25 protein-coding genes are annotated in these 22,158 nt (G+C 62.6%); 15 read left to right on the top strand and 10 right to left on the bottom strand.

Going from position 1 to position 22,158, the window contains the following annotated elements:
* Nucleotides 1-3: 3 nt before the first annotated feature.
* Together H6M51_RS00795 and H6M51_RS00790 are read left to right on the top strand one after the other, a co-directional pair.
* Entirely contained in the window at nucleotides 4-621 is a 618-nt protein-coding gene (locus H6M51_RS00795) for an RNA polymerase sigma factor (protein ID WP_185807994.1), read from the top strand.
* Nucleotides 622-643: 22 nt separating this feature from the next.
* On the top strand, nucleotides 644-1,042 hold the full coding sequence (locus tag H6M51_RS00790; protein WP_185807993.1) for a VOC family protein: 399 nt from the start codon (nucleotides 644-646) through the stop codon (nucleotides 1,040-1,042).
* A gap of 27 nt (nucleotides 1,043-1,069) precedes the next feature.
* Here H6M51_RS00790 and mbfA read toward each other — a convergent pair whose 3' ends face one another.
* Nucleotides 1,070-2,053 (bottom strand): iron exporter MbfA, encoded by a 984-nt coding sequence (gene mbfA / locus H6M51_RS00785; protein WP_185807992.1) that lies wholly within the window; start codon nucleotides 2,051-2,053, stop codon nucleotides 1,070-1,072.
* 130 nt (nucleotides 2,054-2,183) lie between these two features.
* On the opposite strand from mbfA, the gene H6M51_RS00780 reads away from it, so the two are divergent.
* Nucleotides 2,184-2,654 carry a group III truncated hemoglobin gene (locus tag H6M51_RS00780; RefSeq protein WP_185807991.1) on the top strand — a complete coding sequence of 157 codons (471 nt, stop codon included), beginning with the start codon at nucleotides 2,184-2,186 and terminating at the stop codon, nucleotides 2,652-2,654.
* A 154-nt stretch (nucleotides 2,655-2,808) separates the two neighbouring features.
* On the top strand, nucleotides 2,809-3,906 hold the full coding sequence (locus H6M51_RS00775; RefSeq protein WP_185807990.1) for a TRAP transporter substrate-binding protein: 1,098 nt from the start codon (nucleotides 2,809-2,811) through the stop codon (nucleotides 3,904-3,906).
* Nucleotides 3,907-3,979: 73 nt separating this feature from the next.
* Here H6M51_RS00775 and H6M51_RS00770 read toward each other — a convergent pair whose 3' ends face one another.
* The 3 genes from H6M51_RS00770 to H6M51_RS00760 form a co-directional block, all read right to left on the bottom strand.
* A complete protein-coding gene (locus tag H6M51_RS00770; protein ID WP_185807989.1) occupies nucleotides 3,980-5,974 on the bottom strand; it encodes a primary-amine oxidase in 1,995 nt (664 codons plus the stop codon).
* Between the two features lie 65 nt (nucleotides 5,975-6,039).
* On the bottom strand, nucleotides 6,040-6,210 hold the full coding sequence (locus H6M51_RS00765; protein WP_185807988.1) for a hypothetical protein: 171 nt from the start codon (nucleotides 6,208-6,210) through the stop codon (nucleotides 6,040-6,042).
* On the bottom strand, nucleotides 6,207-7,646 hold the full coding sequence (locus tag H6M51_RS00760) for an APC family permease (protein ID WP_185807987.1): 1,440 nt from the start codon (nucleotides 7,644-7,646) through the stop codon (nucleotides 6,207-6,209). The genes H6M51_RS00765 and H6M51_RS00760 overlap by 4 nt, the downstream gene beginning before the upstream one ends.
* A gap of 121 nt (nucleotides 7,647-7,767) precedes the next feature.
* On the opposite strand from H6M51_RS00760, the gene H6M51_RS00755 reads away from it, so the two are divergent.
* Nucleotides 7,768-8,799: an AraC family transcriptional regulator gene (locus H6M51_RS00755; protein WP_185807986.1), complete on the top strand. Its 1,032-nt coding sequence runs from the start codon at nucleotides 7,768-7,770 to the stop codon at nucleotides 8,797-8,799.
* 2 nt (nucleotides 8,800-8,801) lie between these two features.
* Here H6M51_RS00755 and H6M51_RS00750 read toward each other — a convergent pair whose 3' ends face one another.
* The 4 genes from H6M51_RS00750 to H6M51_RS00735 all read right to left on the bottom strand — a co-directional run bounded on the left by H6M51_RS00750 (nucleotide 8,802) and on the right by H6M51_RS00735 (nucleotide 11,583).
* A complete protein-coding gene (locus H6M51_RS00750; protein WP_185807985.1) occupies nucleotides 8,802-9,830 on the bottom strand; it encodes a histone deacetylase family protein in 1,029 nt (342 codons plus the stop codon).
* A 137-nt stretch (nucleotides 9,831-9,967) separates the two neighbouring features.
* Nucleotides 9,968-10,309: a hypothetical protein gene (locus H6M51_RS00745; protein ID WP_185808411.1), complete on the bottom strand. Its 342-nt coding sequence runs from the start codon at nucleotides 10,307-10,309 to the stop codon at nucleotides 9,968-9,970.
* 145 nt (nucleotides 10,310-10,454) lie between these two features.
* On the bottom strand, nucleotides 10,455-10,985 hold the full coding sequence (locus H6M51_RS00740) for a GNAT family N-acetyltransferase (protein ID WP_185807984.1): 531 nt from the start codon (nucleotides 10,983-10,985) through the stop codon (nucleotides 10,455-10,457).
* A 25-nt stretch (nucleotides 10,986-11,010) separates the two neighbouring features.
* A complete protein-coding gene (locus H6M51_RS00735) occupies nucleotides 11,011-11,583 on the bottom strand; it encodes an XRE family transcriptional regulator (RefSeq protein WP_185807983.1) in 573 nt (190 codons plus the stop codon).
* A gap of 124 nt (nucleotides 11,584-11,707) precedes the next feature.
* Between H6M51_RS00735 and H6M51_RS00730 the strand changes: the two genes are divergently transcribed.
* The 4 genes from H6M51_RS00730 (at nucleotide 11,708) to H6M51_RS00715 (ending at nucleotide 15,402) form a co-directional block, all read left to right on the top strand.
* The gene (locus H6M51_RS00730; protein ID WP_185807982.1) at nucleotides 11,708-12,271 is read left to right on the top strand and encodes a helix-turn-helix domain-containing protein; all 564 of its coding nucleotides are present in this window, start codon (nucleotides 11,708-11,710) and stop codon (nucleotides 12,269-12,271) included.
* A gap of 82 nt (nucleotides 12,272-12,353) precedes the next feature.
* Nucleotides 12,354-13,556, top strand: a complete 1,203-nt coding sequence (locus tag H6M51_RS00725; protein WP_185808410.1) for a glycine C-acetyltransferase — start codon at nucleotides 12,354-12,356, stop codon at nucleotides 13,554-13,556.
* A gap of 2 nt (nucleotides 13,557-13,558) precedes the next feature.
* Nucleotides 13,559-14,584 (top strand): L-threonine 3-dehydrogenase, encoded by a 1,026-nt coding sequence (gene tdh, locus H6M51_RS00720; RefSeq protein WP_185807981.1) that lies wholly within the window; start codon nucleotides 13,559-13,561, stop codon nucleotides 14,582-14,584.
* A gap of 89 nt (nucleotides 14,585-14,673) precedes the next feature.
* A complete protein-coding gene (locus tag H6M51_RS00715; RefSeq protein ID WP_185807980.1) occupies nucleotides 14,674-15,402 on the top strand; it encodes an MOSC domain-containing protein in 729 nt (242 codons plus the stop codon).
* On the opposite strand, the gene H6M51_RS00710 is transcribed toward H6M51_RS00715, so the two are convergent.
* Nucleotides 15,387-17,078 carry an FAD/NAD(P)-binding protein gene (locus H6M51_RS00710; RefSeq protein WP_185807979.1) on the bottom strand — a complete coding sequence of 564 codons (1,692 nt, stop codon included), beginning with the start codon at nucleotides 17,076-17,078 and terminating at the stop codon, nucleotides 15,387-15,389. The genes H6M51_RS00715 and H6M51_RS00710 overlap by 16 nt on opposite strands.
* Before the next feature lie 167 nt (nucleotides 17,079-17,245).
* Between H6M51_RS00710 and H6M51_RS00705 the strand changes: the two genes are divergently transcribed.
* The gene (locus tag H6M51_RS00705; protein ID WP_185807978.1) at nucleotides 17,246-17,476 is read left to right on the top strand and encodes a DUF2171 domain-containing protein; all 231 of its coding nucleotides are present in this window, start codon (nucleotides 17,246-17,248) and stop codon (nucleotides 17,474-17,476) included.
* Nucleotides 17,477-17,559: 83 nt separating this feature from the next.
* On the opposite strand, the gene H6M51_RS00700 is transcribed toward H6M51_RS00705, so the two are convergent.
* Nucleotides 17,560-17,961, bottom strand: coding sequence for a ketosteroid isomerase-related protein (locus H6M51_RS00700; protein ID WP_185807977.1), 402 nt, complete (start codon nucleotides 17,959-17,961; stop codon nucleotides 17,560-17,562).
* Nucleotides 17,962-18,042: 81 nt separating this feature from the next.
* Between H6M51_RS00700 and H6M51_RS00695 the strand changes: the two genes are divergently transcribed.
* The 5 genes from H6M51_RS00695 (at nucleotide 18,043) to lepA (ending at nucleotide 22,111) form a co-directional block, all read left to right on the top strand.
* Nucleotides 18,043-18,636, top strand: a complete 594-nt coding sequence (locus tag H6M51_RS00695) for a GNAT family N-acetyltransferase (RefSeq protein WP_185807976.1) — start codon at nucleotides 18,043-18,045, stop codon at nucleotides 18,634-18,636.
* Entirely contained in the window at nucleotides 18,633-19,508 is an 876-nt protein-coding gene (locus H6M51_RS00690; RefSeq protein WP_185807975.1) for a carbon-nitrogen hydrolase family protein, read from the top strand. The genes H6M51_RS00695 and H6M51_RS00690 overlap by 4 nt, the downstream gene beginning before the upstream one ends.
* A gap of 74 nt (nucleotides 19,509-19,582) precedes the next feature.
* On the top strand, nucleotides 19,583-19,852 hold the full coding sequence (locus tag H6M51_RS00685) for a CopG family ribbon-helix-helix protein (protein WP_185807974.1): 270 nt from the start codon (nucleotides 19,583-19,585) through the stop codon (nucleotides 19,850-19,852).
* Nucleotides 19,849-20,163, top strand: a complete 315-nt coding sequence (locus H6M51_RS00680; RefSeq protein ID WP_185807973.1) for a type II toxin-antitoxin system RelE/ParE family toxin — start codon at nucleotides 19,849-19,851, stop codon at nucleotides 20,161-20,163. The genes H6M51_RS00685 and H6M51_RS00680 overlap by 4 nt, the downstream gene beginning before the upstream one ends.
* A 124-nt stretch (nucleotides 20,164-20,287) precedes the next feature.
* Nucleotides 20,288-22,111: a translation elongation factor 4 gene (gene lepA / locus H6M51_RS00675; RefSeq protein ID WP_185807972.1), complete on the top strand. Its 1,824-nt coding sequence runs from the start codon at nucleotides 20,288-20,290 to the stop codon at nucleotides 22,109-22,111.
* Nucleotides 22,112-22,158: the final 47 nt, after the last annotated feature.

Below are 22,158 nucleotides of genomic sequence, written 5' to 3'. Positions count from 1 at the left end.
CAGGTGCAGAGCAAACAGTTCAAACAGCTTCTCAACGAAGCGAGACGCCACGCCCGACGCGCGGATGAGGCCGAAGACCTGCTTCAGGATGCCTTTGTCGCGGCGCTCGCCGCAGGTCGAGCCGATCTTACGCAACCGGAAAACATGCGCTGGATGCGGGGCGTATTGCGCCATCGGAGCACCTTCATCGCCCGTTCGGCGGTCCGTCGGCGACAGCGCGAGAGCGTCTTTGTTTCCCAGCAGCCGGCGACGAGCGAGCCGGTGGCGCCACACGATGTCGCCCGACAGGTCGAGCTGTTGCCGCCTGCACTGCGCACAACATTTCTGCTTGCCGTCAACGGCCAGACCCATGGCGAAATCCGGCATCTCCTCTCGGTCAGCGAAGTGGCGCTGCGGCAACGGATCTGCGAGATCCGCAAGCGCCTGCGGGCCGCCGAACTGTCCGGTGCGGCACCCGAACGCCTCTCGCTGCAGCTGTCCTTCGGCGCAATCCGGCGGTCACTGCGTCCGCTGGTGTTGCGCCTCGGGGCACGGCTCGCGACCCACGACCCGGACGGTCACCTTGTTTGTTTCGGCCATGACCTCACGAAAATGCGGTTGGCGGCAACAACAAGGCGTTAGCGTTCCAACACGGGAGTTCTCCATGCTGAAAACCAAGAAGCTCAACAATATCTGCTATTTTGTCACCGATATCGAACGGACCGCCCGCTTCTACGGCGAAACCCTAGGGCTGCCCCTGCAGCGGATGGAAAACGAACCGGGAGAGCCGGACTGGCTGATCGCCTCGACGGCGAACGGGATCGATCTCCTGTTCTTCCAGGTCGAATCGAAGCCGGGCAACTCGCCGATCGTCGTGTTCGACCTCGAAGATGGCGGCATCGATGACATGGTAAAAGGGCTTGCCGAACAGGGTGTCACGATCGTGACACCGGTCAGCCATTCGCCGGGCGGCTGGTCGGCAGAGTTTGCCGACCCCGACGGGCATACCCTGTCGATGTATCAGACGGCGGACATGCCGCGGCAACTGAAGGCCATGGCCTGAGGCCGCTTGCCCCAGTCAGCGGCCTCGTCATCCCTGCCCGATCAGGATGCCGGCGGCCAGCACCAGCGAGCCTCCGAGCACCACCTGCATGGCGGCGCGCCAGAAGGGCGTTTCCATGTAGCGTTTCTGGATGAAGGCGATCGCCCAGAGTTCGAAGAAGACGATGACGATGGCGGTGATCGTGGCGGTCCAGAAATGCGGGATCAGATAGGGCAAAGCGTGGCCCAGTCCGCCGACCGTCGTCATGATGCCGGAGGCAAGGCCGCGCTTCAGCGGTGAGCCGCGGCCCGAGAGCTTGCCGTCGTCGTGGGCGGCTTCGGTGAAGCCCATCGAGATGCCCGCGCCGACAGAGGCCGACAGGCCGATCAGGAAGGTCGACCAGGTGTCACCGGTGGCAAAGGCCGCCGCAAAGATCGGCGCCAGCGTCGAGACAGAGCCGTCCATCAGGCCCGCCAGACCCGGCTGCACATAGGTCAGGACGAACTGCCGCTTCTTCGTTTCGTCCTCCGCCTGACGCGCATCCTCCGGCAGATGCCGGTCGCCGAGCATGGTGGCGATCTCCTCGTGTCCCTGTTCGGCCATGGCGAGATCGCCGAGAAGTTTGCGGGTCTCCGCATCCGAGGTGCGCTGCGCCGCTTCATGATAGAAGCGATAGGCGCCCTCTTCCATGCGCATCGCCTCCTCGCGGATCTGGTCCAGCGTCAGGTTCTTCCTGAGCCAGTCCGGTTTGCGCTCGTAGAAGCCGCGCACATGTTCGCGCCGGATCAGCGGAATGCGCTCGCCGAACCGGTCCCGGTGCCTGGCGATCAGCATGTTGCGATGGGTGTGCTCGACCTCGGCCATATCCTCGAAGACTTTGGCAGATTGCGGATAATCCGCACGCAGCTGATCGGCATAGGCAAGATAGATGCGGGCATCGTCCTCCTCGCAGGATATGGCGAGCGCGAGGATCTCCTGTTCGGAGAGTGCATCAAAGGGGCGTTTGCCGCCATTGCGAAAGAGACTGAACATGACTGGACATCACCCATCTTAGAATAATTCTAAACTTAGTCCTGATCGCGTCTTGTATCAAGATGCCGCATGGACCATTTGCGTTCGAGCGTGCATCAGCATTGCGACAGCCACGAAACGAGACGACGCCATGACCACCGAGTTATCGGGCCGCGCCGCCCACCGCGCCGAGATCACCGCCCGCGCCCAAGCAGAGATGTCAGCCATGGGTGTGGATGCCGTCTTCATCGACCGGCTTGTCGACACCTTCTACGGCAATATCCGTCGGCATTCCGACCTGGGGCCCGTCTTTGAAGGGCGGCTTGCCGGGCGCTGGCCGGAGCATATGGTCAAGATGAAGGCCTTCTGGGGCTCCGTGGCCTTCAAGACCGGGGCCTATGGCGGCAAGCCGGTCCAGGCCCATCAGGGTGTCGACGGCATGGCGGAAGGCCTCTTCCTGCAATGGCTGCAACTTTTCTCCGACACGTTGATCGAGATCGGTGCCTCGGAGGAGGCGCATCGCTGGTTCATGGCGAGTGCCGAGCGGATCGCCAAGAGCCTTGTCCTGTCACTCTTCTACAACCCGGCCCTGGACGACCCGCGCATGCGCAGCGCGCCCTGACAGTTCCTTGCGCACACCACCGGTTTTTGGAAACAAACGCAGATTTGGTCGGGTTGTCAGACAAGATTGCGTCTTTTCGCCCTTGCGTTGCCCGACCGGCGCGACTAGACCCGCCGGGGGAGCTGGAGGTCCGTAAAATCAGAGGCAAGAGATCATGAACCGCCGTCAATTCTTCAAGCAGGCCAGCGCTGCGGGCATCGGTGCCGCCGCCCTTGCGGCCCCCGCCCTCGCCCAGGAAAACCCGAAGATCACCTGGCGCCTTGCCTCGTCCTTCCCCAAGAGCCTGGACATCATCTACGGTGCCGCAACCGACATCGCCGAGAGCGTGGCGAAGGCAACCGACGGCCAGTTCCAGATCCAGGTCTATGCCGCAGGCGAAATCGTCCCACCGCTGGAAGTCGCCGACGCCGTGAGGGACGAAACCGTCGAAATGGGCCATACCTGCTGCTATTACTACATCGGCAAGGATCCCGCATTTGCGCTCGGCACGGCCATTCCCTTCGGCCTCAATGCCCGCATGACCAATGCCTGGTTCACCGCCGGCGGCGGCAATGAGCTGCTCAACGAGTTCCTCGCACCTTACAAGCTCTATGCCCTTCCGGCTGGCAATACCGGGGCCCAGATGGGCGGCTGGTATCGCAAGGAGATCAAGACGATCGACGACCTCAAGGGGTTGAAGATGCGCATTGCCGGTCTTGCAGGGGAAATCATGACCAAGGTCGGCGTCACGCCACAGCAGATCGCCGGCTCCGACGTCTATCCGGCGCTCGAGAAGGGCGCCATCGATGCTACCGAATTCGTCGGCCCTTATGACGATCTGCAGCTCGGCTTCTACAAGGTCGCACCGTTTTACTACTACCCGGCGTGGTGGGAAGGCGGCCCGGCGGTGCATGCCTTCTTCAACCTCGACAAGTTCAACGCGCTGCCGGAAAGCTACAAGCGCATCCTGACCGATGCCTGCGCTGCGGCGAACGCCCGCATGCTCGCCCGTTACGATGCGTCGAACGCCCGGGCGCTGCGCGAGCTCGTCGCCGGCGGCGCACAGCTGCGCGCGTTCTCGTCCGACATCCTCGACACCTGCCACAAGGCGGCGAAGGAAACCTATGCGGACCTTTCGGCCAAGAACGAGTGGTTCAAGAAGCTCTATGACAGCCAGCAGGCTTTCAAGCAGGACGCCTATCTCTGGGCGCAGATCGCCGAATACAGCTTCGACACCTACCAGATGATCCAGCAGCGTCAGGGCACGCTCTGAATGCTTGCCACCATTCGAAACGACGGAGGCCCGGGCATCGACCCGGGCCTCTTCGTCTCGGGAGGTCTGGATATCAGTGACAGCAGCCGCTCTTCGTCTCGGCCTTGGGTGGGCAGCAGTCCGCCTCGCGGTTGTCCTTGCTGTGGCCGTTCTTCTCGGCGGGCAGGTCCATCGCGATGTTGGCGTCGAAGAAGCCGTTCGGCTTCAGGGTGAAGCCCGCATATTCGACCGGCATGATCGGGAAGTCCTCGGGCTTGCAGACATGGGTGTGGCCGAAGGAATGCCAGAGAACCACATCGGCATTTTCGATATTGCGGTTCTGGGCGACATATTTCGGCAGGCCATCGCCGCCGGAATGGACATTCGGATAGTCGCCGGAGGCATATTTCTCCGCCGGATCGAAGGCCGTCACCCAGATGTGCTTCTTGGCAAAGCCGCCGCGCTGGGCCACGGTCGACCCTTCCTGCGCCAACATCAGCGGGCTCGGCATCACCACCATCTTGTAACCCGGCGCCTTGCCGACGGAGTTTTTGACGTTGGGGTTCTGGACCTTCCAGTAGCGCCCGGTCTCACCGTTGGCGATGGCGGGTGAATCGAGCTCGCGCTTCAGCACCTTGGTCTTGGTGTCGAAGACATTGCCATAGGGATTGTCGTCGCCCCAGGGACGGGGAACGAACTCATGCTCGGTGACCGTATTGCCGCCGCCATCGACATCCATGTGCAGGCGGGCGTTGAAGAAGTGCTGATGCGTCGGGCCGCCGAGATTGTCGTCGACCATGCCGCCCCATGCATAGGTCTCGCCGGGAGCGACGGCTGCCGTCTGGATGATACCGGTGAGCTTTGCCTCCAGCTGGATCGTCCCGTCCTGGTAGAGATACCAGTAGAAACCGTAGTCGTAATTGCCGACGGTGGCGAAGAAGGAGATGACGAGCCGACGCGAGCGGCGGACCTCGAAGATGCCGTTGCGGAATTCGTAGTGCTTCCAGAGGATGCCGTAATCCTCCTCATGCATGCAGATGGCATTCTTCATCACCATCGGCTGGCCGAAATCATCCGCCGAGGGCACGTCGAAATAGTGGATGTGGCCCAGGCAATCGCAGCCAAGTTCCAGACAATTGGCGAGACGCCCGAGGCCGTATTCGCCGGCATCGAAGGCGCTTTTCCAGAAGTGGTTGGCGGTCGGATCGGCATAGGGCACCACCATCTCCGTCACCGAGGCGCGGAAGACAATGGGGCGGATCTTGCCGCCATCCCTGATGCCGAGTTCATGCAGCACCAGACCTTCACGCGGGGTGAAGCCGACGCGGAAGGACCAGTTCTGCCATTCGACCTTCCAGCCATCGACGGTGAAGCTGGGTCCCTCCGGCTGGACGATGTCCAGGGGTTTGAGGCCCTGGCGGATTTCCGGAAAGGCCTCCTGGCCATAATTGCGCTTCTTCCTGGGGATCGCAATGATCTTCTCATCGTCGACGAGATCGACGACCTGGTTCTTGACCAGATCGACCACTGCAACCACGCCTTCGATCGGATGCGAGTACCCGTTGTCGCGGATGTCTTCCCGCCAGTAAGAGACAGCACGGACGATGCGCTGGCCCTTTTCGAACTCGAGGCCGAAGTAACCCGAGGAGAAGGGGTCGATCTGGACGAGCGGGATATCCTCATCCGTGATGCCACGCTTCTTGACCGCTGCGATCCAGCGCGGGTCGGATTTCACCGTCGCTTCGACTGTCTCGAACTCGCAGAGCATGACCGGCGGCTGACCATAGGGCAGCTCGTCATGGGCCAGCCGCTTGTGGTCGATGACATGCTTGGCAGTGAGATCGACGATGCTCTCATGGGACACGCCCGTGGTGATATCGAGCGAGAGGATGAAGGCGAGGCGGGCGAGTGGCCTGCCGGCGCGGAAGGCGGCAAGATCCGCCTTGGTTGGTTCTTCAAGGCGGATGATCGGGAAACGGATGGTTTCCGCGAGCGCCTTCTCATCCTTGAGGATGGCAACGGCTTCCGCGATCTCGGAGAGGCTCAATGGATCGAGCGGATGGAGGATAGCTTCAACGACGGCGTCCATGGGGGCGTCCTTCAGGCAATATGGTTGGAAAGGTCGGGTGGCGCCGTTGCGCCACCCCAGTCGTGTCAGCCGCGGCCGGCGCAGATCTCGGTCTCGACCATGGGCGTGCCATGGATGCAGAAGAGATTGCAGAAGGCATGGGCCTCGGCAGCCATCACGATGGTCGCAGCGGTCAGGGCGGCGAGCGTGATCCCGAGCAACCGGTCCGCTGCAGGAAGGGTCCGGAGTGCCGTCATTCGAAGGCCTTTCCGAGCGAGGCGTAAAGTTCCGGCCTGGCCTTGCGGATCTGCATGGCGAAGGCCGCCCCCACGAGGCCGATGAGCACGATCAGATAGGGGAAGGACTTGACGATCAGGCTTTCGGAACCCGAGAGCAGCGAGAGATTGGCAATCACCAGTCCCAGCGCCCCGAGCAGACCGGCCAAGCCCAGCGCCGGGGCAATCACGGTCGTCCAGACACCATAGCCGGTCTTCACCTTGCGGAAGAACAGGATGATTGCGACGGATACCAGGGCCTGGACCGTGAGGATCCCGATGACCGCCAGCGCCGACATCCAGGAGAAGACGACCGCGTAGGGATCGGCGCCGGCGAAGACGAAGAGGGCGAGCACGACCGCCGCGATGGCACTCTGCAGCATGCCGGCGACGTAGGGCGAACCATGCATCGGATGCACCTTGCCGAGCAGTTTGAAGGCAAGCCCTTCGCGGCCGAGCGCAAAGAAGTAGCGGTTCAGCGTGTTGTGGAAGGAGAGCACGCAGGCAAACAGGCTGGTGATCAGCAGGATGTTCATCACCTGCGAGGCCCAGGGACCCAAGACGGTGTCCGTGGCGGTGAAATAGAAGGTTCCAAGCGCCGCTTCAGCCGTCGGCTGTACCGCTGCCGGACCGTAGAACTGCACGATCGCCCAGGTGGAAAGGGCATAGAAACCCGTAATCAGCAGCACCGCGACATAGGTTGCGCGCGGAATGGTCTTTTCCGGGTTCTCGGCCTCTTCACCGAAGATCGCGGTCGCCTCGAAGCCGATATAGGAACCGACGACAAAAACGAGGGCCACCCCGAGGCCCGGCACAAAGACCGTGGCCGGATCGAAGGATGTGAAGCCGAAGCCTTCCGGTCCTCCGCCAGATAACACGATCCCGATATTGAGCAGCAGCAGAATGGCGATTTCGGCGATCATGCAAACGCCGAGTATGGCGCCCGAGAAGGCGATGTTGCGCTGACCGCAGACATGCACGATCAGCAGCGCCGCAAAGGACCAGACCCACCATGGCAGCTCCGCGATCGGTGCCATGGCACCGGCCATGAACACGCCAAAGAGGCCGTAGACGGCGATCTGCACCGCCGAATAGGTGACGAGCGCCATCAGCGCCCCTCCCACACCGGCCGGCTTGCCGATGCCATGGGTGATATAGGTGTAGAACGCACCCGCCCCGCCGACATGACGGCTCATGGCCGTGAAGCCGACCGCGAACAAGAGATAGAGGATGCCGGCGAGTACAAAGGCGCCTGGGACGCCTGCGCCGTTGCCGAAGGCAAAGGCCGCCGGCGTTGCCCCGACCACGGCAGTCAAGGGCGCTGCGGCAGCGACGACGAAAAAGACGATATGGGCGAGACCGACGGAGTTTTTCGCCAGCCGGTCCGGTGGACCAACCTGAATGGATTGTATTGTCATGGTAACCCCTCTTATGCTTGATTTTGGTCAAGAGGTTAGGCGCGACAATTTGGTCTCGTAATTGCGATCTACGTCAATGAATCGATAATTCATGCCAACACGGGCCGTGGGGACGCTGAAAATGGCATCTGCACCGGAATTGAACAATCGAATCCCAAGAATTGCATCCATTCGAGCCTCGGTCTTGTGGCCACTGGTCGAGCAGATTGACAGGTGCAGCGGCAAGGCGGATCTCCTGCTGGCCTGCCATGGCATCCTGCGGAGCCAGCTCAACGATCCCTATGCGATGATCCCGATGCCGCGTTATGTGGCGATCTTCGAGGAGGCAGCGCTGATCACCGGAGAGCCAACGCTGGGTGCACGCCTCGGCACACTGGTGCAGCCGAGCGATATCGGCCCGATCGGCGTGCTGTTTTCGATATCCGCCACCATGCGCATCGCTTTGGAGCGACTGGCCAAACATGCCAACGCCGTCCAGGGAGCCACGAGTTCCGGGCTTTTCGAGGAAAACGGGAATCTTGTCTGGAGCTACAGGCTCGATGACCCCCGGATGTGGCCGAGGCGCCAGGACAGCGAGTTCAGTGTTGCCGCCATCTGCCAGCTGCTGCGGTCCTGCTTCGCCTGGGGCTGGAGGCCGATCGAGGTGCATTTCGAGCATGTCGAACCGCGCGACCAGACGGTGCTGAAGCGCATCTTTCGCTGTCCTCTGGTCTTTGGCGAAACAGCCAACCGGATCCTTGTTTCCAGCGAGGATGCGAACCGTGTTCACCGGCAGGAGGACCCCGCGCTCTTGCGGGTGCTGGAACGGCATGTTGCCGAACTCGGTGGCCAATCCGCGATGCCCGAGACGATGACCGACCAGGTGCGTGCCCTGATCGGCATCTATCTCGGCCACAAGCCGATCACCCTGTCCGCGCTTTCGGCCGAATTGCGCATCTCAGTGCGCACGTTGCAGCGCCGCCTCTCCGAAGAGGGGACAACCCTCAGAGACCTGGTACGCGACAATCGTAAGATGATCGCCGCCACCCAGCTGGCGGCACATGTTCAGAAGGCGCGGATCGCCGAGGTGCTGGGCTATGCCGACTCGACCGTCTTTTGGCGGGCGCAGAAGGCGTGGCGGGGTCAAGGCAGCGGACCCGGCCAGCCGGGCTAGATCTAGGTTTCCAGGCCCTTCAGGACATTGGCGACGTTCAGCCCGATTTCCGGCACACCGTAGCCGCCTTCCATCAGGGTGAGTACGGGCACGCCGCTTTGCGCGATCATCTCGCCCATGCGGATGTAATCCGGGCTCTTCAGCTTGAAGAAGCTGATCGGGTCCTTTTCGAAGGTATCGACGCCGAGCGAGACGACGATCGCTTCGGCACCATAGGCCCTGATCTTCTTCAGACTGTCTTCCAGGGCGGCCGACCAGATTTCCCATGGCGTGCCCGAGGGCATCGGATAGTTGGCGTTCAGGCCTTCGCCGTCGCCCTCGCCCGTCTCGTCGGCATAACCGAGGAAGAAGGGGAAGGCGTCTTCCGGCTCGCCATGCAGGGAGGCGAAGAAGATGTCGCCGCGGCGATAGGTAATGTCCTGCGTGCCATTGCCATGGTGGAAGTCGACATCGAGGATCGCGACCTTCTTCGCGCCGTGGTCGATCAGGCGCTGGGCAGCGACGGCGGCATTGTTGATGAAGCAATAGCCGCCAAAGAGATCGATGCCGGCATGGTGGCCCGGCGGGCGGCAGAGCGAGAAGGCGAAGCGGTTGCCCTCATTCAGCCAGTCGGCACCGGAGAGCGCGACATCCATCGAGGCGATCGCCGCCTCGTAGGTGCCCTTGGAAATCGAGGTTTCCGCCGAATTGGTGTAGTAGCCGACCGCACCGTCGATGTTCTTCGGCACGCGGCCCGTCTGGCTGCGGCGGCAGGGGAAGGAGGTGGCGATTGCCTCGCCCTCGAAGCCATGTGCCTGCCAGCGATCCCAGCAGGTGCGCAGGAATTCGAGGTAGCCCGCATCATGCACCTTGAGCGCCGTTTCAAGCCCGTGCTCCGCCGGCGCGCGCACATCGGTGAAGCCGGCCTCCTTGACGCCTGCCAGCACCCATTCGGCGCGGAAAGGCCCCTCGAAAGGCTTGACCAACAGGCCGCCATGCAGCTCGGTCTTGGCATCCCGGAGCTTGTGTTTTTCGGAATAGAATACGCGCATCGTTTCGTTTTCCCTCTGGTTCTTTTGGAGGAAAAACTAGCCTTGTCACAGGTAAAGCCACAAGTGCAAAGGGGGCGATTTCCTGGTCGTTTGACCAGAAAAATCGCCCCCGCCCCTCGGCCCCCGCCGATCCGATGTTACTCGGTCAGATTGATCTGCTCGGTCTCGCCACCGGTGCAGGTGTAGCAGCAGTTCTCGCAGTTTTCCGCGTTGTTCGGCCCCACGCCCCAATAGCTCTGCTTGTCGCCCGAAAGCCAGGCGCCATAACAGATGGTCTCGCCTTCCTGGCAGGACAGCGGGATCTGCTTCGTCTCGCCGTCGTCGAGGTAGAAGACCTCACCATTGCCGGGCCAGACATAGTCACGGTCCTGGCTGTAGAGTTCGACTTCGACCGCATTGGGATGGTCATTGCGCATCACGAAGGTCACGTCGGCAGCCAGCGCAGGTGCCGCGACGGCGATCGCCAGACCGACTGCCATCCATTTCAAGGTTGCTTTCACAGCCATTACGTTTCATCCCCCAAGACTAGAAACGTCCGGACGATAAGCAGATGCACGACTTGCTGAAAAGGGCGTGAAACGGACGTTTTTTGGGCTGAATATCAGGAACTTGCGGGCGATGCGCTCAAGCCACAGTTTTCCAGAAGATCACCGTGTCGCAATAACGCCCGTCCGGAAACAGCGCGTAGCTCGGGATGACGCCGGAGCGCTGCCAGCCAAGCTTTTCGTAGAGGCCCTCGGCCAGTTCGCCCGCGGCGGTGTCGAGCACCAACAGCCAGCGTCCAGCCTTGGCGGCACCGGCTTCGGCCGCCGCCATCAGTGCCTTGGACAGCCCGAGGCCGCGCGCGTCGCGATGCACGAGCAGCTTCATGAGATCGGCACGATGCGGCTGGTTGGGCTTGGAGGCAAAACCGACCTGCACGGTGCCAACCAGTCTGTCCCCGACAAAGGCGCCGTAAAGCAAAACTTCGCCGCGCCCGACGGCGTCCGCCACACCCCGCCAGAAGGCCTGTCCGTCATCAGGCCTGAAAGGCGACATATAGCCGAGCGAGGCCCCGCCCTCGACGCAGTCGGCGAGCGTCTCGGAGAGATCCGGCAAGGCGGCGATCGCATCGGCCTGTGAAAGCAGGCGAATGTCCGTGGTGGTGTCAGTCATGGTCAGGTCCTGTGGTCTTTGGTGTTCAGGGGCCGAGGGAGATCACCACGGCATAGCGGGCGGGTCGGTCGGTCGGGTTCCTGTAGCCGTGCACATCACCGACATTCATGAACAGGCAGTCGCCGGCTTCCAGCCGGTGTACCGTCTCGCCGACCATCAGCTCGATTGCGCCTTCGAAGACCCAGACATGCTGGGTCTGGCTGCGGCCGGTCGGGCGGCCGGGAAAACGCACTTCGGCACCGGCCGGAAATTCGACCTCGACGATATCGGTGCCGCTGCCCGTGCCCTGAGGCGAGACGGCACGGCGCAGATAGCCGCTTTCCGGATCGCGCCAGACCGCCTGGTCGGCGCGTCGTGCCAGCGGCGATAGCTCGGCTTCATTGCCCGCAAAGAAGACCGAGAGCGATACCCCAAGGGCCGAGCAGAGCCGCGCCAACAGCGCTGCAGTCGGGCTTGCCTCCATGCGCTCGATGCGCGAGATCATCGCCCGGCTGACGCCCGAGAGCTCCGCCAACTGGTCCAGCGTCAGGCCGCGCTCAAGGCGCAGGCGCTTCAGCCGTTCGGCAACATGTTCCTCGAATTGATCGATCGATTCCATTATCTGAGAATTTCATGCGCTGATATTGGAGTCAAGCTCCGTGCACTTGCCTCTTCCGCATTCCCGCAGGCTCAGCTTAAAAGGATTGTCGGCCAACGCCGTCCAAACCGCAGGACATGACCCCATGCAGCACACTCCCGAGATCGGCCCGGCCATCAAGCGCGAGCGCAAGGCGCGCAAGCTGACGCTCGAGCAGCTCGGCACACTGTCCGGCGTCTCTAAGTCGATGCTGAGCCAGATCGAGCGCGGCGAGGCCAACCCGACCTTTGCCGTGCTCTGGAGCCTCACCCAGGCCATGGAGATCGAGTTGTCCGATCTGATCGGAAACGGCACCTCCGTCGCGGGTCGCGAGGAGATCGAGGTGACCTCAGTCATGCACACGCCTGTCATCCGCAGCGCCGACGGCTCCTGCCGGCTGAAGATCCTGAGCTCGCCCCGGCTCGCCGGCCAGACGGAATGGTATGACCTCGAAATGGATCCGGGCGGCGCGCTTGTCAGCCAGCCGCATTCGATCGGCGCGTTTGAGCATTTCACCGCCTTCACCGATGGCTTCGAGATTTCCTGCGGCGGCAGCACGACAGTGATCCGATCAGGCGAAACCGCCCGCTACCGCGCCGATGTTCCACATGCGATCCGCAATGCCGGAAGCGATATCGGCAAGGGCCTGCTGGTCGTGCTACACAGATAGACGAAAAGGCAATTCCAAAATATCGATTGCCGAAGCGCAAAATTCCGATATGCTGGAATTATTCAGCATCGAGGGATTTCCCATGCAGGCCGGCTTTCTCGACCATATCACCGAAACACTTAAGGGCATCGAAGCCGACGGGCTTCTGAAGCGCGAGCGCGAGATCGTCAGCCCGCAATCGGGTCGCATCCAGGTGCGCGATGCCAGGGGCACGCGCGAGATGATCAATCTCTGCGCCAACAATTATCTCGGCCTTGCCAACCATCCCGAGATCGAACGGGCCGCGAAGGCCGCGATCGACAGCCACGGCTTCGGCATGGCTTCGGTGCGTTTCATCTGCGGCGCGCAGGACATCCACCGTCAGCTCGAGCAGGCGATCGCCCGTTATCTCGACAAGGACGACGCCATCCTATTTGCCGCCTGTTTCGATGCCAATGGCGGGATCTTCGAGACGCTGCTCGGTCCGGAAGATGCGATCATTTCCGACAGCCTCAACCATGCCTCGATCATCGATGGCGTGCGCCTCTCCAAGGCAAAGCGCTATCGCTATGCCAATTCGGACATGGATGCGCTGGAAGACGAGCTGAAAAAGGCGATTGCCGAGGGTACTCGCTTCCGGCTGATCGTCACCGACGGCGTCTTCTCGATGGACGGCTATGTCGCCAAGCTCCCGGAGATCTGCGCGCTCGCCGAGAAATACGGCGCCATGGTGATGATCGACGAATGCCATGCCACAGGCCATCTCGGCGCCAAGGGCAAGGGCACACCGACGCTGACCGGCGTCGGCACCCGCGTCGACATCATCACCGGCACCTTCGGCAAGACGCTGGGTGGAGCCATGGGCGGCTTCATCGCCGGCCCGAAAGCCGCGATCGACCTGCTTCGCCAGCGGGCGCGGCCCTATCTCTTTTCCAACAGCCTGGCGCCTGCCGTCGCCGCCGGCTCGCTGAAAGCGATCGAGATCGCCGAAAGTGCCGACGATCTGCGCGCCAAGCTCTCTGGTCATACCCGGCGGTTCCGCCAGGGCCTGACCGAGGCCGGGTTCGAGCTGCTTCCCGGCGAAACGCCGATCATCCCGGTCATGACCCATGACGCGGTGCTCGCCCAGAAGCTCGCCGCCGAACTCGATGCGCGCGGCGTCTATGTCGCCGGCTTCTTCTTCCCCGTCGTGCCCAAGGGCCAGGCCCGCATCCGCACCCAGATGTCGGCAGCGCTCAGTGAGGCCGATATCGACACCGCCATCGCCGCATTCATCGATGCCGGCAAGACCATCGGGATGATCTGATCATGAAGGCGCTTTCCAAACAGAAATCCGAGGTCGGCATCTGGATGATCGACGCGCCGGTCCCGGAGATCGGGCCCGACGACGTGCTGGTCAAGATCAACAAGACCGGCATCTGCGGCACCGACGTGCATATCTACAAATGGGACGAGTGGGCGCAGAAGACGATCCCCGTGCCGATGATCACCGGCCATGAATATGCCGGCGAGATCGTCGCCATCGGCGCCAATGTGCGCAACCTCCAGGTCGGCCAGCGCGTCTCCGGCGAGGGCCATCTGGTCGGCATGAACAGCCGCGCTTCGCGGGCGGGCAAATATCATCTCGACCCGGAGACGAAGGGCATCGGCGTCAATGTGCAGGGCACGTTTGCGGAATTCGCCAAGATCCCGGCCTTCAACATCATCCCGCTCCCCGACACGATCGACGACGAGATCGGCGCGATCCTCGATCCGCTCGGCAATGCCGTGCATACCGCACTCGCCTTCGATCTCGTCGGCGAGGACGTGATCATCACCGGCGCCGGGCCGATCGGCATCATGGGGGCCGCGATCGCCCGCCATGTCGGCGCGCGTCATGTTGTCATCACCGACGTCAATCCGGAGCGCCTGGCGCTTGCGGCCGAAGTCGCCGACGTGCATCCGGTCAACGTCGCGAACGAAGACCTGCGCGACGTCATGGCGACGCTGAAGATGAAGGAAGGCTTCGATGTCGGCCTCGAGATGAGCGGCTCCCCCGCGGCCCTCGATCAGATGATCGACCATCTCGTCATGGGCGGTCGCATCGCACTCTTGGGCGTCCCGGCCCGGCCCTTCCATTTCGACCTCTCCAAGGTCGTCTTCCGCATGGTGACGCTGAAGGGCATCTACGGCCGCGAAATGTTCGACACCTGGCACAAGATGCTCGCCATGCTGGAAAGCGGCCTCGACATCCGCAAGGTCATCACGCACCGGATGAAGGTGGACGACTACGCTGAAGCCTTCGAACTTGCGGCTGCCGGCAAGGCGAGCAAGATTGTGCTCGACTGGACCTGACCGCTGGCGGCCAAACCGAACTCAGGCTGTTTCGATGGAACAATGCACGCCGCCGGGCGTATGGTGACGGTCTTTTATGGGGAGCCACCATGCGAAAAATCGGCCGGGTACAGGAAGTCTGGCGTTATCCCGTGAGTTCGGTCGGGGGCGAGGCTCTCGAATCAATCACCATCACGCCCCTTGGCATCGCAGGCGATCGGCGTTTTGCACTGTTTGATCCGGAAACTGGTCTTGCCGCCGCCCCCGAGAAGGAAACGCGCTGGCGTCCCGCCCTCTTCATCACCGCGTCGCAACCGTCCTCCGGGCTGCCGGTGCTGCGCTTTGCCGACGGTGCCGAGCATGCGCTCGATGATGGAGCCCTGCCGGACCGACTGGCCGAGCATTTCGGTTTCGCCGTTGCAGTCGGCCTCGTCGGCGCGGGAGACTACCGTTTCCCCGTCGTCTCCAACCGTTACAAGCCTGCGCCACTTCACCTGGTGACAACCGCCTCGGCGGAGGCCCTTGCCAAAGTGACCGGTCTTCCGCCGCTCGATGCAAGACGGTTCCGGCCCTCCGTTCTGATCGAAACGGACGACGGCGAAGGCTTCATCGAGAACGACTGGGTGGGTCATACGTTACGAATCGGCGACGCCGACATTCATGTGACGGAAGCCTCGCGCCGCTGTGGCATGACGCTGGTCGCACAACCCGGTCTTGCGGAAGAGCCCGACGTGCTGCGCGGCATCATGCGCCACAACAAGCGCAATCTCGGCGTCTATGCCACGCCTGCCGACCCCGTCACTATCCGTGTCGGCGATCCCGTTCATGCCGAGATCTGAAACAGCGGCGTTTTCTCGTCGGTGATATCGCTCAGGATCGCGCGGCCAACCGTTTCACCGATGTCGCGCGCGCTGGTGATGCCCTGGACGAAGGGCTCCTTGTGCAGCAAGAAGGCGATCGCCGCGCAATAGAGCCGGCCTTCCGACATGAGGCCGAGACGCGGGCGATAGAATTCATCGACATCGATGCCGCCGGTGCGGACCGTATCGGGATCGCGGTCCGGCTGCCGGATCGCGGCCGCCTTCGGGGTCGCCGATACCTGCACGCCGCCCTGGGCGACCAAGGTCGGGAATGGAAGGTCCGTGGCCGAGAGTGTCTCCTGACCCGTTGCGTCGATGAAGGCACCGAAGCGATGAACCTCGCCATTCACTTCGACCTCCGCGCCACGCTCCAGCCCATCTTCCGCCGTGCGGATCTGGTAATCCTCGCCGAGCTTCAGGATCGAGAGCTTGCCGGCCCGGGACAGCGCCAGCAGCCTGCGGATCGACATCAACGGCACCGTTGCATAGTCATCGATGAAAATGCCCTTGAAGTGCCGATGAAAGCGCTTCAGGTCGTTTTCATCGAGGTGGGGAATGACCTTTGCCACGATCTCGTGGGTGATCAGGATCGCATAACGCCACGGCACCGTATAACGCTTCTGCCTGTTCTCCTCGGCTTCGGCCAGGTTCTTGGCCGCCCAGACGAAGGGATCGCTCTCCGTCCGGTCCGCATAGTAGGCGGCGGCGAAAGTCTCGACCGTCAATTGCGACAGCCCGATCCGGGCAGCATATTCAGGGTCGCGGGCGACGATTTCTCCCCGGAACAGCTCGAAGACGTCATCGAGCAAGTCGTGACGACCTGTCGCGATCAGCGCCTCGATGGCCTCTTCCGTGCAGACAAGCGGCGTCACATAGGGGAGCGGGCAGTAGAAGTCGGCCTCCGGCAGGATACCCTTGCGCGACATCAGCGTGGCGCGGAAATCTTCCGTATCCGCTGCCGGCTGATATTGCAGATCGCCGGCCGCATCGGCATAGAACATGCCGTGGGCCGTTGCGACCGTCATCAGGGCATCGATCCCGCTCAGCGACGTGCCGAGAATGCCGACCGCCTCGTTGCGCACCGACTTCAGGATGCTCGCCGGCCAGGGCGAAACGAAGTAGCCCGGGCGGATTTCGGTGCTTTCCGGCCAGTTGTGGCCGGTTGCCATCACGACATGGTCGAAGATCGCATCGTCTTCGCCGTCGGGATGGGCAATCCTCAGCCGGATCGCCTCAGCCTGGATCTCGATATCTGTGACCTTGTGGCGCGCCAGCACCGTCACCTGGTGGCCGCGATCGGCTGCCTGAGCCTGCATCTGCTGAAACTGTGCCTGCATGTAGTCGCCAAGCACCAGACGCGGATAGAATTCCCGCTCGTCGATCGCCTCCCGGCGGATACCATGGCGCATCAGCGTGTCGTCATCCTGTCGCCGCAACCAGTCGGCCAGCGTCTCGGCAAAGGCCGGAAGCTCGATGCTCGGAATGTTGGAGAGCATGGCCGGGTCGTTCATATCAGGGTGATAGGGCGTGCCCTTGCCCGGTTCGCCTTCCGCTTCGTAGAGCGTGATCGACAAGGGAACAGTCGAGCCGATCAGTTGTTTGAACGTGTAGAGGCCGGTCGGGCCGGTGCCGATGATCGCAATTCTCGGAAGCATGGATGTACTCGCTTGCCGGCGAGGGATCTCGCGCGGGGTCTCTCACAATGCGCGCGCAAGGCGGATGTTCCGTTGCGGCATGCCCGATCTCGCCGCAGATTCTCTCCGGAACAAATCCCGCCGGTCGCGCCTTTCTTCGGCATCGCAACCCCAAAGGAGAATGACCGATGATTTCCGCAGACGAGATCCGCGAGCACATGGAAGTTCTGGCTCAGGACGGCGCCCATGTCGGCACCGTCGACCACATGGATGGTGAAAGCCGCATCAAGCTGACCAAGAAGGATTCGGCCGACGGCCAGCACCATTACATCCCGCTCGACTGGGTCGACCACGTCGACCAGCACGTGCACCTCTCCAAGGACGCCGACACGGTCAAGCGCGACTGGTCGGTCAACTGACCGATCATGGCTGGCATGATGCTGGCAAACAGGAGGGCCGTCCCGCATCCGCGTGACGGCCCTTTCTTTGTTTCTGTAAAAGCTCAGCCGCCCACCTGGGCGATCCAGTCCGGCAGGCTGTAATAGTTGGAAATGCGGGCGACCTTGCCGTCGCGGATCTCGAAGAAAGCGCCGGCCGGCAGGCGGTAGGTCTGGCCATTGGCTTCCGGCAGACCCTCGTCGGTCGCGAGATAGGTGCCGTTGACGATGAATTCGGCAGCCCCGCGTGTCCCGTCCTCGCTGACCATGATCACCATGTCGGTCAGCTCTTCCTTGTAGCAGCGGTTCATGTGGTCCATGAACTTCGCGAATGCGTCCTTGCCCGTCTGGCGCGCACCCTGGTTGATGTCATGGGCCACGTCGTCGGTCAGGAGCGAAAGGAAGCGGTTCATGTCGCCGGCATTGAAGGCGTCGTAGTAGGCGCGGATGGTGTCAGCGGCGGTCATCGGTCACTCCTCGTCGTGGAATTGCTTTCTTGCGTGGTCGCAGATGGGTATAACCACTCCGCAACGGACTGAAAACACTCTATGACGCTCACGATCCAATCCTTTTCCGGCAGCGACGCCACGCCTTTCTTCGGCGACCTGGCGCGGCTTAGAACCAGTGTCTTTAGGGCCTTTCCCTATCTCTACGAGGGAAATCCTGCGTACGAGCAGACCTATCTCTCCACCTATGCGAAATCCGAAGGCTCCGTCTTCGTCATCGCGCGCGATGGCGACGCCGTGGTCGGGGTGGCCACGGGAACGCCGATGGCGGGTGAGACCGAGGAGGTCAAACGTCCCTTCATCGAGGCGAACCTCGATCCCGAACAGTTCTTCTATTTCGGCGAAAGCGTGCTTTTGCCGCAGTATCGCGGCCAGGGCATCGGCGTGAAATTCTTCAAGAACCGCGAGGCGCAGGCGAAGAGGCTCGGGCTGCGCTACGCCACGTTCTGCGCCGTCGAGCGCCCGGCCGACCATCCGCGCCGACCCGCCGACTATTTGCCGCTCGATGCCTTCTGGGCCAAGCGTGGCTACACGCACCACCCCGCCCTTCGCACGACGTTTACCTGGCGCGACCTCGACGACACCGTCGAAAGCCCCAAGCCGCTCTCCTTCTGGATCCGGGATCTCAAAGCATGACAGCCCTGACGCTCGCCGCCTGCCAGTACAAGATCGATCTGATCGAGAGCTGGGAGGATTACGTCCTGCATCTGACGCGTCTGGTGCATCGGGCCGTCGAACGGGGCGCAAAGCTCGTGCTGCTGCCCGAATATGCCGGCCTTGTGCTCGCCGGCCAGCTCGATGCCGACACCCGCTCAGACCTGCATGGCTCGATCGCCGGCATCCAGCCGCTCATCCCGGCCTGGGTCGAGCTCTGCGAGGAGCTCGCCCGCACCCATGCCATCGTCTTCCAGCCCGGCTCCGCACCAGTGCTCGATCCTGACGACCAGTACCGGAACCGCGCCTTCCTTTTCGGCCCCGACGGTCTGATCGGCCATCAGGACAAGATCATCATGACCCGCTTCGAACGCGAACAATGGGGGATTGCTGCCGGAAAGGGCGGCCTCACCGCCTTCGACACGCCACTCGGCAAGCTCGGCATACTCATCTGCTACGACAACGAATTCCCGATGCTGGCCCACACCCTCGCCGAACAGGGCGTCGACCTGATCCTCGCCCCCTCCTGCACCGACACGCTGGCCGGGGCGTACCGCGTGCGCATCGGCGCCCAGGCCCGGGCGCTGGAAAACCAGATCGCCGTCCTCTCCTCGCCCACCGCAGGCACCGCACCCTGGTCGCCGGCGCTCGACGAAAACCGCGGCCGTGCGGCCCTTTACGTGCCTTCCGACTACGGCATGCCGCCGAATGGCATCTATGCGGAAAGCGAGAGCGACGCGGTCGAAGAGAGCCACTGGCTGATCACGCAGATCGACCTCGGCACCGTCCGGCGCCTGCGCACGGAAGGCCAGGTCGCCACACGCCGCGACTGGCCGGAACAGTTCGGGGGTTGAGCCGACATAGCGGTGGTTCTGGCGAATGACCTGCAGACAGGCTATGATCACCACGAAACCTGTGGAACAGCGCCATGTCTTCCCGCACCACGATGACCATCGAGATCCGCCAGGACGTGAAGGACCAGCTTGATGCGCTGGCATCCGGCGCCGATCAAAGCAGCCAGCGCCTCGCCGAAGAAGCAGTCACCGCCTTTGTCGAGCAGGAACTCGCCTTGCGGCAATCCATTGAAAAAGGACTTGCGCAGGGTCGGACAGGCGACACCGTTGCCCATTCAGACGCTATCGCCGAAATGCGCGCCATGATTGCCGCGGTGCGTGACGAACAGGCGGCGCGGGGATGAGGGGGCCGGTCCTGTGGGCAGCCGATGCCACGCGGGACACTCTCGACATCCTCCGCCATATCGCGGAAGACGACCCGGATGTGGCCGAGCGCATCGTCGATCTCATCGAGGTCGCAGGCTACCGGCTTGGCGAGATCCCCACGGGCCGCCCCGGACGCGTCCGGGGCACATTCGAGAAATCGCTTGCTCCGCTGCCCTGGATCCTCTGCTATGCTGTCGATGACGGCTTCGGCGAACAACGCATTCTCATTCTCAGGGTCATCCATACCGCCCGCAACTGGCCGAAAGGGGATTGGCCCCAAAGCTCATGAGCGACCGCGGCTTTCAGTTGCGCTTCGCAGCCCGTCGCCTGCGACGTCAAAACCACCGTGATCGCCCGGAAAACCCGATCTTTCCGCTTTGCGATACAAGGGGTCGCTGCTATATGCGCGAGCCATGAGCACATCGTCCCGCACTCCCCTCGACCATATCCGCAACTTTTCCATCGTCGCCCATATCGACCATGGCAAATCGACGCTGGCCGACCGTCTGATCCAGACGACCGGCGGCCTTGCCGATCGCGAGATGTCGGAACAGGTTCTCGACAACATGGAGATCGAGAAGGAACGCGGCATCACCATCAAGGCCCAGACAGTGCGCCTGCACTACAAGGCCAACAATGGCGAGACCTATGTGCTGAACCTGATCGACACGCCCGGACACGTCGACTTCGCCTATGAAGTGTCGCGCTCGCTGTCGGCCTGCGAAGGCTCGCTGCTCGTCGTCGATGCTTCCCAGGGCGTCGAGGCCCAGACGCTCGCCAATGTCTATCAGGCGATCGACAACAATCACGAGCTGGTCACCGTGCTCAACAAGGTGGACCTGCCCGCCGCCGAGCCGGAGCGCATCAAGGAGCAGATCGAGGAAGTCATCGGCATCGATGCCTCGGAAGCCGTGCTGATCTCGGCGAAGACGGGCTTGGGCATCCCCGATGTTCTCGAAGCCATCGTGCACAAGCTGCCGGCGCCGAAGAGCGAAGGCGGCGAGAAGGCCCCGCTCAAGGCGCTGCTGGTCGACAGCTGGTACGACACCTATCTCGGCGTCATGGTTCTCGTGCGCATCATCGATGGCGTGCTGGTGAAGGGCCAGACGATCCGCATGATGGGCACGGGTGCGAAGTATTCCGTCGAACGCGTCGGCGTGCTCACCCCGAAGATGGTCAATGTCGATTCGCTCGGGCCCGGCGAAATCGGCTTCATCACCGCCTCGATCAAGGAAGTGGCCGATACCCGCGTCGGCGACACGATCACCGATGACCGCCGCCCGACGGAAAAGGCCCTGCCGGGCTTCAAGCCGGCCCAGCCGGTCGTCTTCTGCGGTCTCTTCCCCGTCGACGCCGCAGACTTCGAAGACCTGCGCGCCGCCATGGGCAAGCTGCGCCTCAACGATGCCTCCTTCTCGTTCGAAATGGAAAGCTCGGCAGCACTTGGCTTCGGCTTCCGCTGCGGCTTCCTCGGCCTGCTGCACCTCGAAATCATCCAGGAGCGCCTGGAGCGCGAGTTCAATCTCGACCTCGTCGCGACCGCCCCTTCCGTCGTCTACCAGATGGTCATGACCGACGGCACGGAGAAGGAGCTGCACAACCCGGCCGACATGCCCGATGTCGTGAAGATCGAGGAAATCCGAGAGCCGTGGATCAAGGCGACGATCATGACGCCGGACGAGTATCTCGGCGGCATCCTGAAGCTCTGCCAGGACCGTCGCGGCATCCAGACCGAACTCACCTATGTCGGCAACCGCGCGATGATCACCTATGAGCTGCCGCTCAACGAAGTGGTCTTCGACTTCTACGACCGCCTGAAGTCTATCTCCAAGGGTTACGCCTCCTTCGACTACAACATCATGGATTATCGCGAGGGCGACCTCGTGAAGATGTCGATCCTGGTCAATGGCGATCCCGTCGATGCGCTCTCCATGCTCGTCCACCGTTCGGCAGCCGACCGTCGCGGCCGCGGCATGTGCGAGAAGCTGAAAGAGCTCATCCCGCCGCACATGTTCCAGATCCCGATCCAGGCCGCGATCGGCGGCAAGGTGATCGCCCGCGAAACCGTCCGCGCGCTGCGCAAGGACGTCACCGCCAAGTGCTACGGCGGCGACGCCACCCGCAAGCGCAAGCTGCTCGACAAGCAGAAGGAAGGCAAGAAGCGCATGCGCCAGTTCGGCAAGGTGGAGATCCCGCAGGAAGCGTTTATCGCGGCGCTGAAGATGAACGACGAGTGAGGCGGGCCAAGGCCCTCCCCACGCAGCCGATTTCACGCTATGATGGC

The sequence above is a fragment of the Rhizobium sp. AQ_MP genome (genome assembly GCF_014237835.1).
GTDB lineage: Bacteria > Pseudomonadota > Alphaproteobacteria > Rhizobiales > Rhizobiaceae > Allorhizobium.
This window is presented reverse-complemented; position numbering and strand designations above follow the sequence as displayed.

What these genes read in the sequence shown, in the direction of transcription:
- H6M51_RS00765 (WP_185807988.1), bottom strand. Translation starts at nt 6,210, where the DNA reads ATGACGGCACTCCGGACCCTTCCTGCAGCGGACCGGTTGCTCGGGATC.
- H6M51_RS00685 (WP_185807974.1), top strand. Translation starts at nt 19,583, where the DNA reads ATGTCTTCCCGCACCACGATGACCATCGAGATCCGCCAGGACGTGAAG.
- H6M51_RS00695 (WP_185807976.1), top strand. Translation starts at nt 18,043, where the DNA reads ATGACGCTCACGATCCAATCCTTTTCCGGCAGCGACGCCACGCCTTTC.
- H6M51_RS00750 (WP_185807985.1), bottom strand. Translation starts at nt 9,830, where the DNA reads ATGCGCGTATTCTATTCCGAAAAACACAAGCTCCGGGATGCCAAGACC.
- tdh (WP_185807981.1), top strand. Translation starts at nt 13,559, where the DNA reads ATGAAGGCGCTTTCCAAACAGAAATCCGAGGTCGGCATCTGGATGATC.
- H6M51_RS00755 (WP_185807986.1), top strand. Translation starts at nt 7,768, where the DNA reads ATGGCATCTGCACCGGAATTGAACAATCGAATCCCAAGAATTGCATCC.
- lepA (WP_185807972.1), top strand. Translation starts at nt 20,288, where the DNA reads ATGAGCACATCGTCCCGCACTCCCCTCGACCATATCCGCAACTTTTCC.
- H6M51_RS00740 (WP_185807984.1), bottom strand. Translation starts at nt 10,985, where the DNA reads ATGACTGACACCACCACGGACATTCGCCTGCTTTCACAGGCCGATGCG.
- H6M51_RS00700 (WP_185807977.1), bottom strand. Translation starts at nt 17,961, where the DNA reads ATGACCGCCGCTGACACCATCCGCGCCTACTACGACGCCTTCAATGCC.
- H6M51_RS00710 (WP_185807979.1), bottom strand. Translation starts at nt 17,078, where the DNA reads ATGCTTCCGAGAATTGCGATCATCGGCACCGGCCCGACCGGCCTCTAC.
- H6M51_RS00735 (WP_185807983.1), bottom strand. Translation starts at nt 11,583, where the DNA reads ATGGAATCGATCGATCAATTCGAGGAACATGTTGCCGAACGGCTGAAG.
- H6M51_RS00705 (WP_185807978.1), top strand. Translation starts at nt 17,246, where the DNA reads ATGATTTCCGCAGACGAGATCCGCGAGCACATGGAAGTTCTGGCTCAG.
- H6M51_RS00715 (WP_185807980.1), top strand. Translation starts at nt 14,674, where the DNA reads ATGCGAAAAATCGGCCGGGTACAGGAAGTCTGGCGTTATCCCGTGAGT.
- H6M51_RS00770 (WP_185807989.1), bottom strand. Translation starts at nt 5,974, where the DNA reads ATGGACGCCGTCGTTGAAGCTATCCTCCATCCGCTCGATCCATTGAGC.
- H6M51_RS00745 (WP_185808411.1), bottom strand. Translation starts at nt 10,309, where the DNA reads ATGGCAGTCGGTCTGGCGATCGCCGTCGCGGCACCTGCGCTGGCTGCC.
- H6M51_RS00680 (WP_185807973.1), top strand. Translation starts at nt 19,849, where the DNA reads ATGAGGGGGCCGGTCCTGTGGGCAGCCGATGCCACGCGGGACACTCTC.
- H6M51_RS00725 (WP_185808410.1), top strand. Translation starts at nt 12,354, where the DNA reads ATGCAGGCCGGCTTTCTCGACCATATCACCGAAACACTTAAGGGCATC.
- H6M51_RS00780 (WP_185807991.1), top strand. Translation starts at nt 2,184, where the DNA reads ATGACCACCGAGTTATCGGGCCGCGCCGCCCACCGCGCCGAGATCACC.
- H6M51_RS00775 (WP_185807990.1), top strand. Translation starts at nt 2,809, where the DNA reads ATGAACCGCCGTCAATTCTTCAAGCAGGCCAGCGCTGCGGGCATCGGT.
- mbfA (WP_185807992.1), bottom strand. Translation starts at nt 2,053, where the DNA reads ATGTTCAGTCTCTTTCGCAATGGCGGCAAACGCCCCTTTGATGCACTC.
- H6M51_RS00730 (WP_185807982.1), top strand. Translation starts at nt 11,708, where the DNA reads ATGCAGCACACTCCCGAGATCGGCCCGGCCATCAAGCGCGAGCGCAAG.
- H6M51_RS00760 (WP_185807987.1), bottom strand. Translation starts at nt 7,646, where the DNA reads ATGACAATACAATCCATTCAGGTTGGTCCACCGGACCGGCTGGCGAAA.
- H6M51_RS00690 (WP_185807975.1), top strand. Translation starts at nt 18,633, where the DNA reads ATGACAGCCCTGACGCTCGCCGCCTGCCAGTACAAGATCGATCTGATC.
- H6M51_RS00790 (WP_185807993.1), top strand. Translation starts at nt 644, where the DNA reads ATGCTGAAAACCAAGAAGCTCAACAATATCTGCTATTTTGTCACCGAT.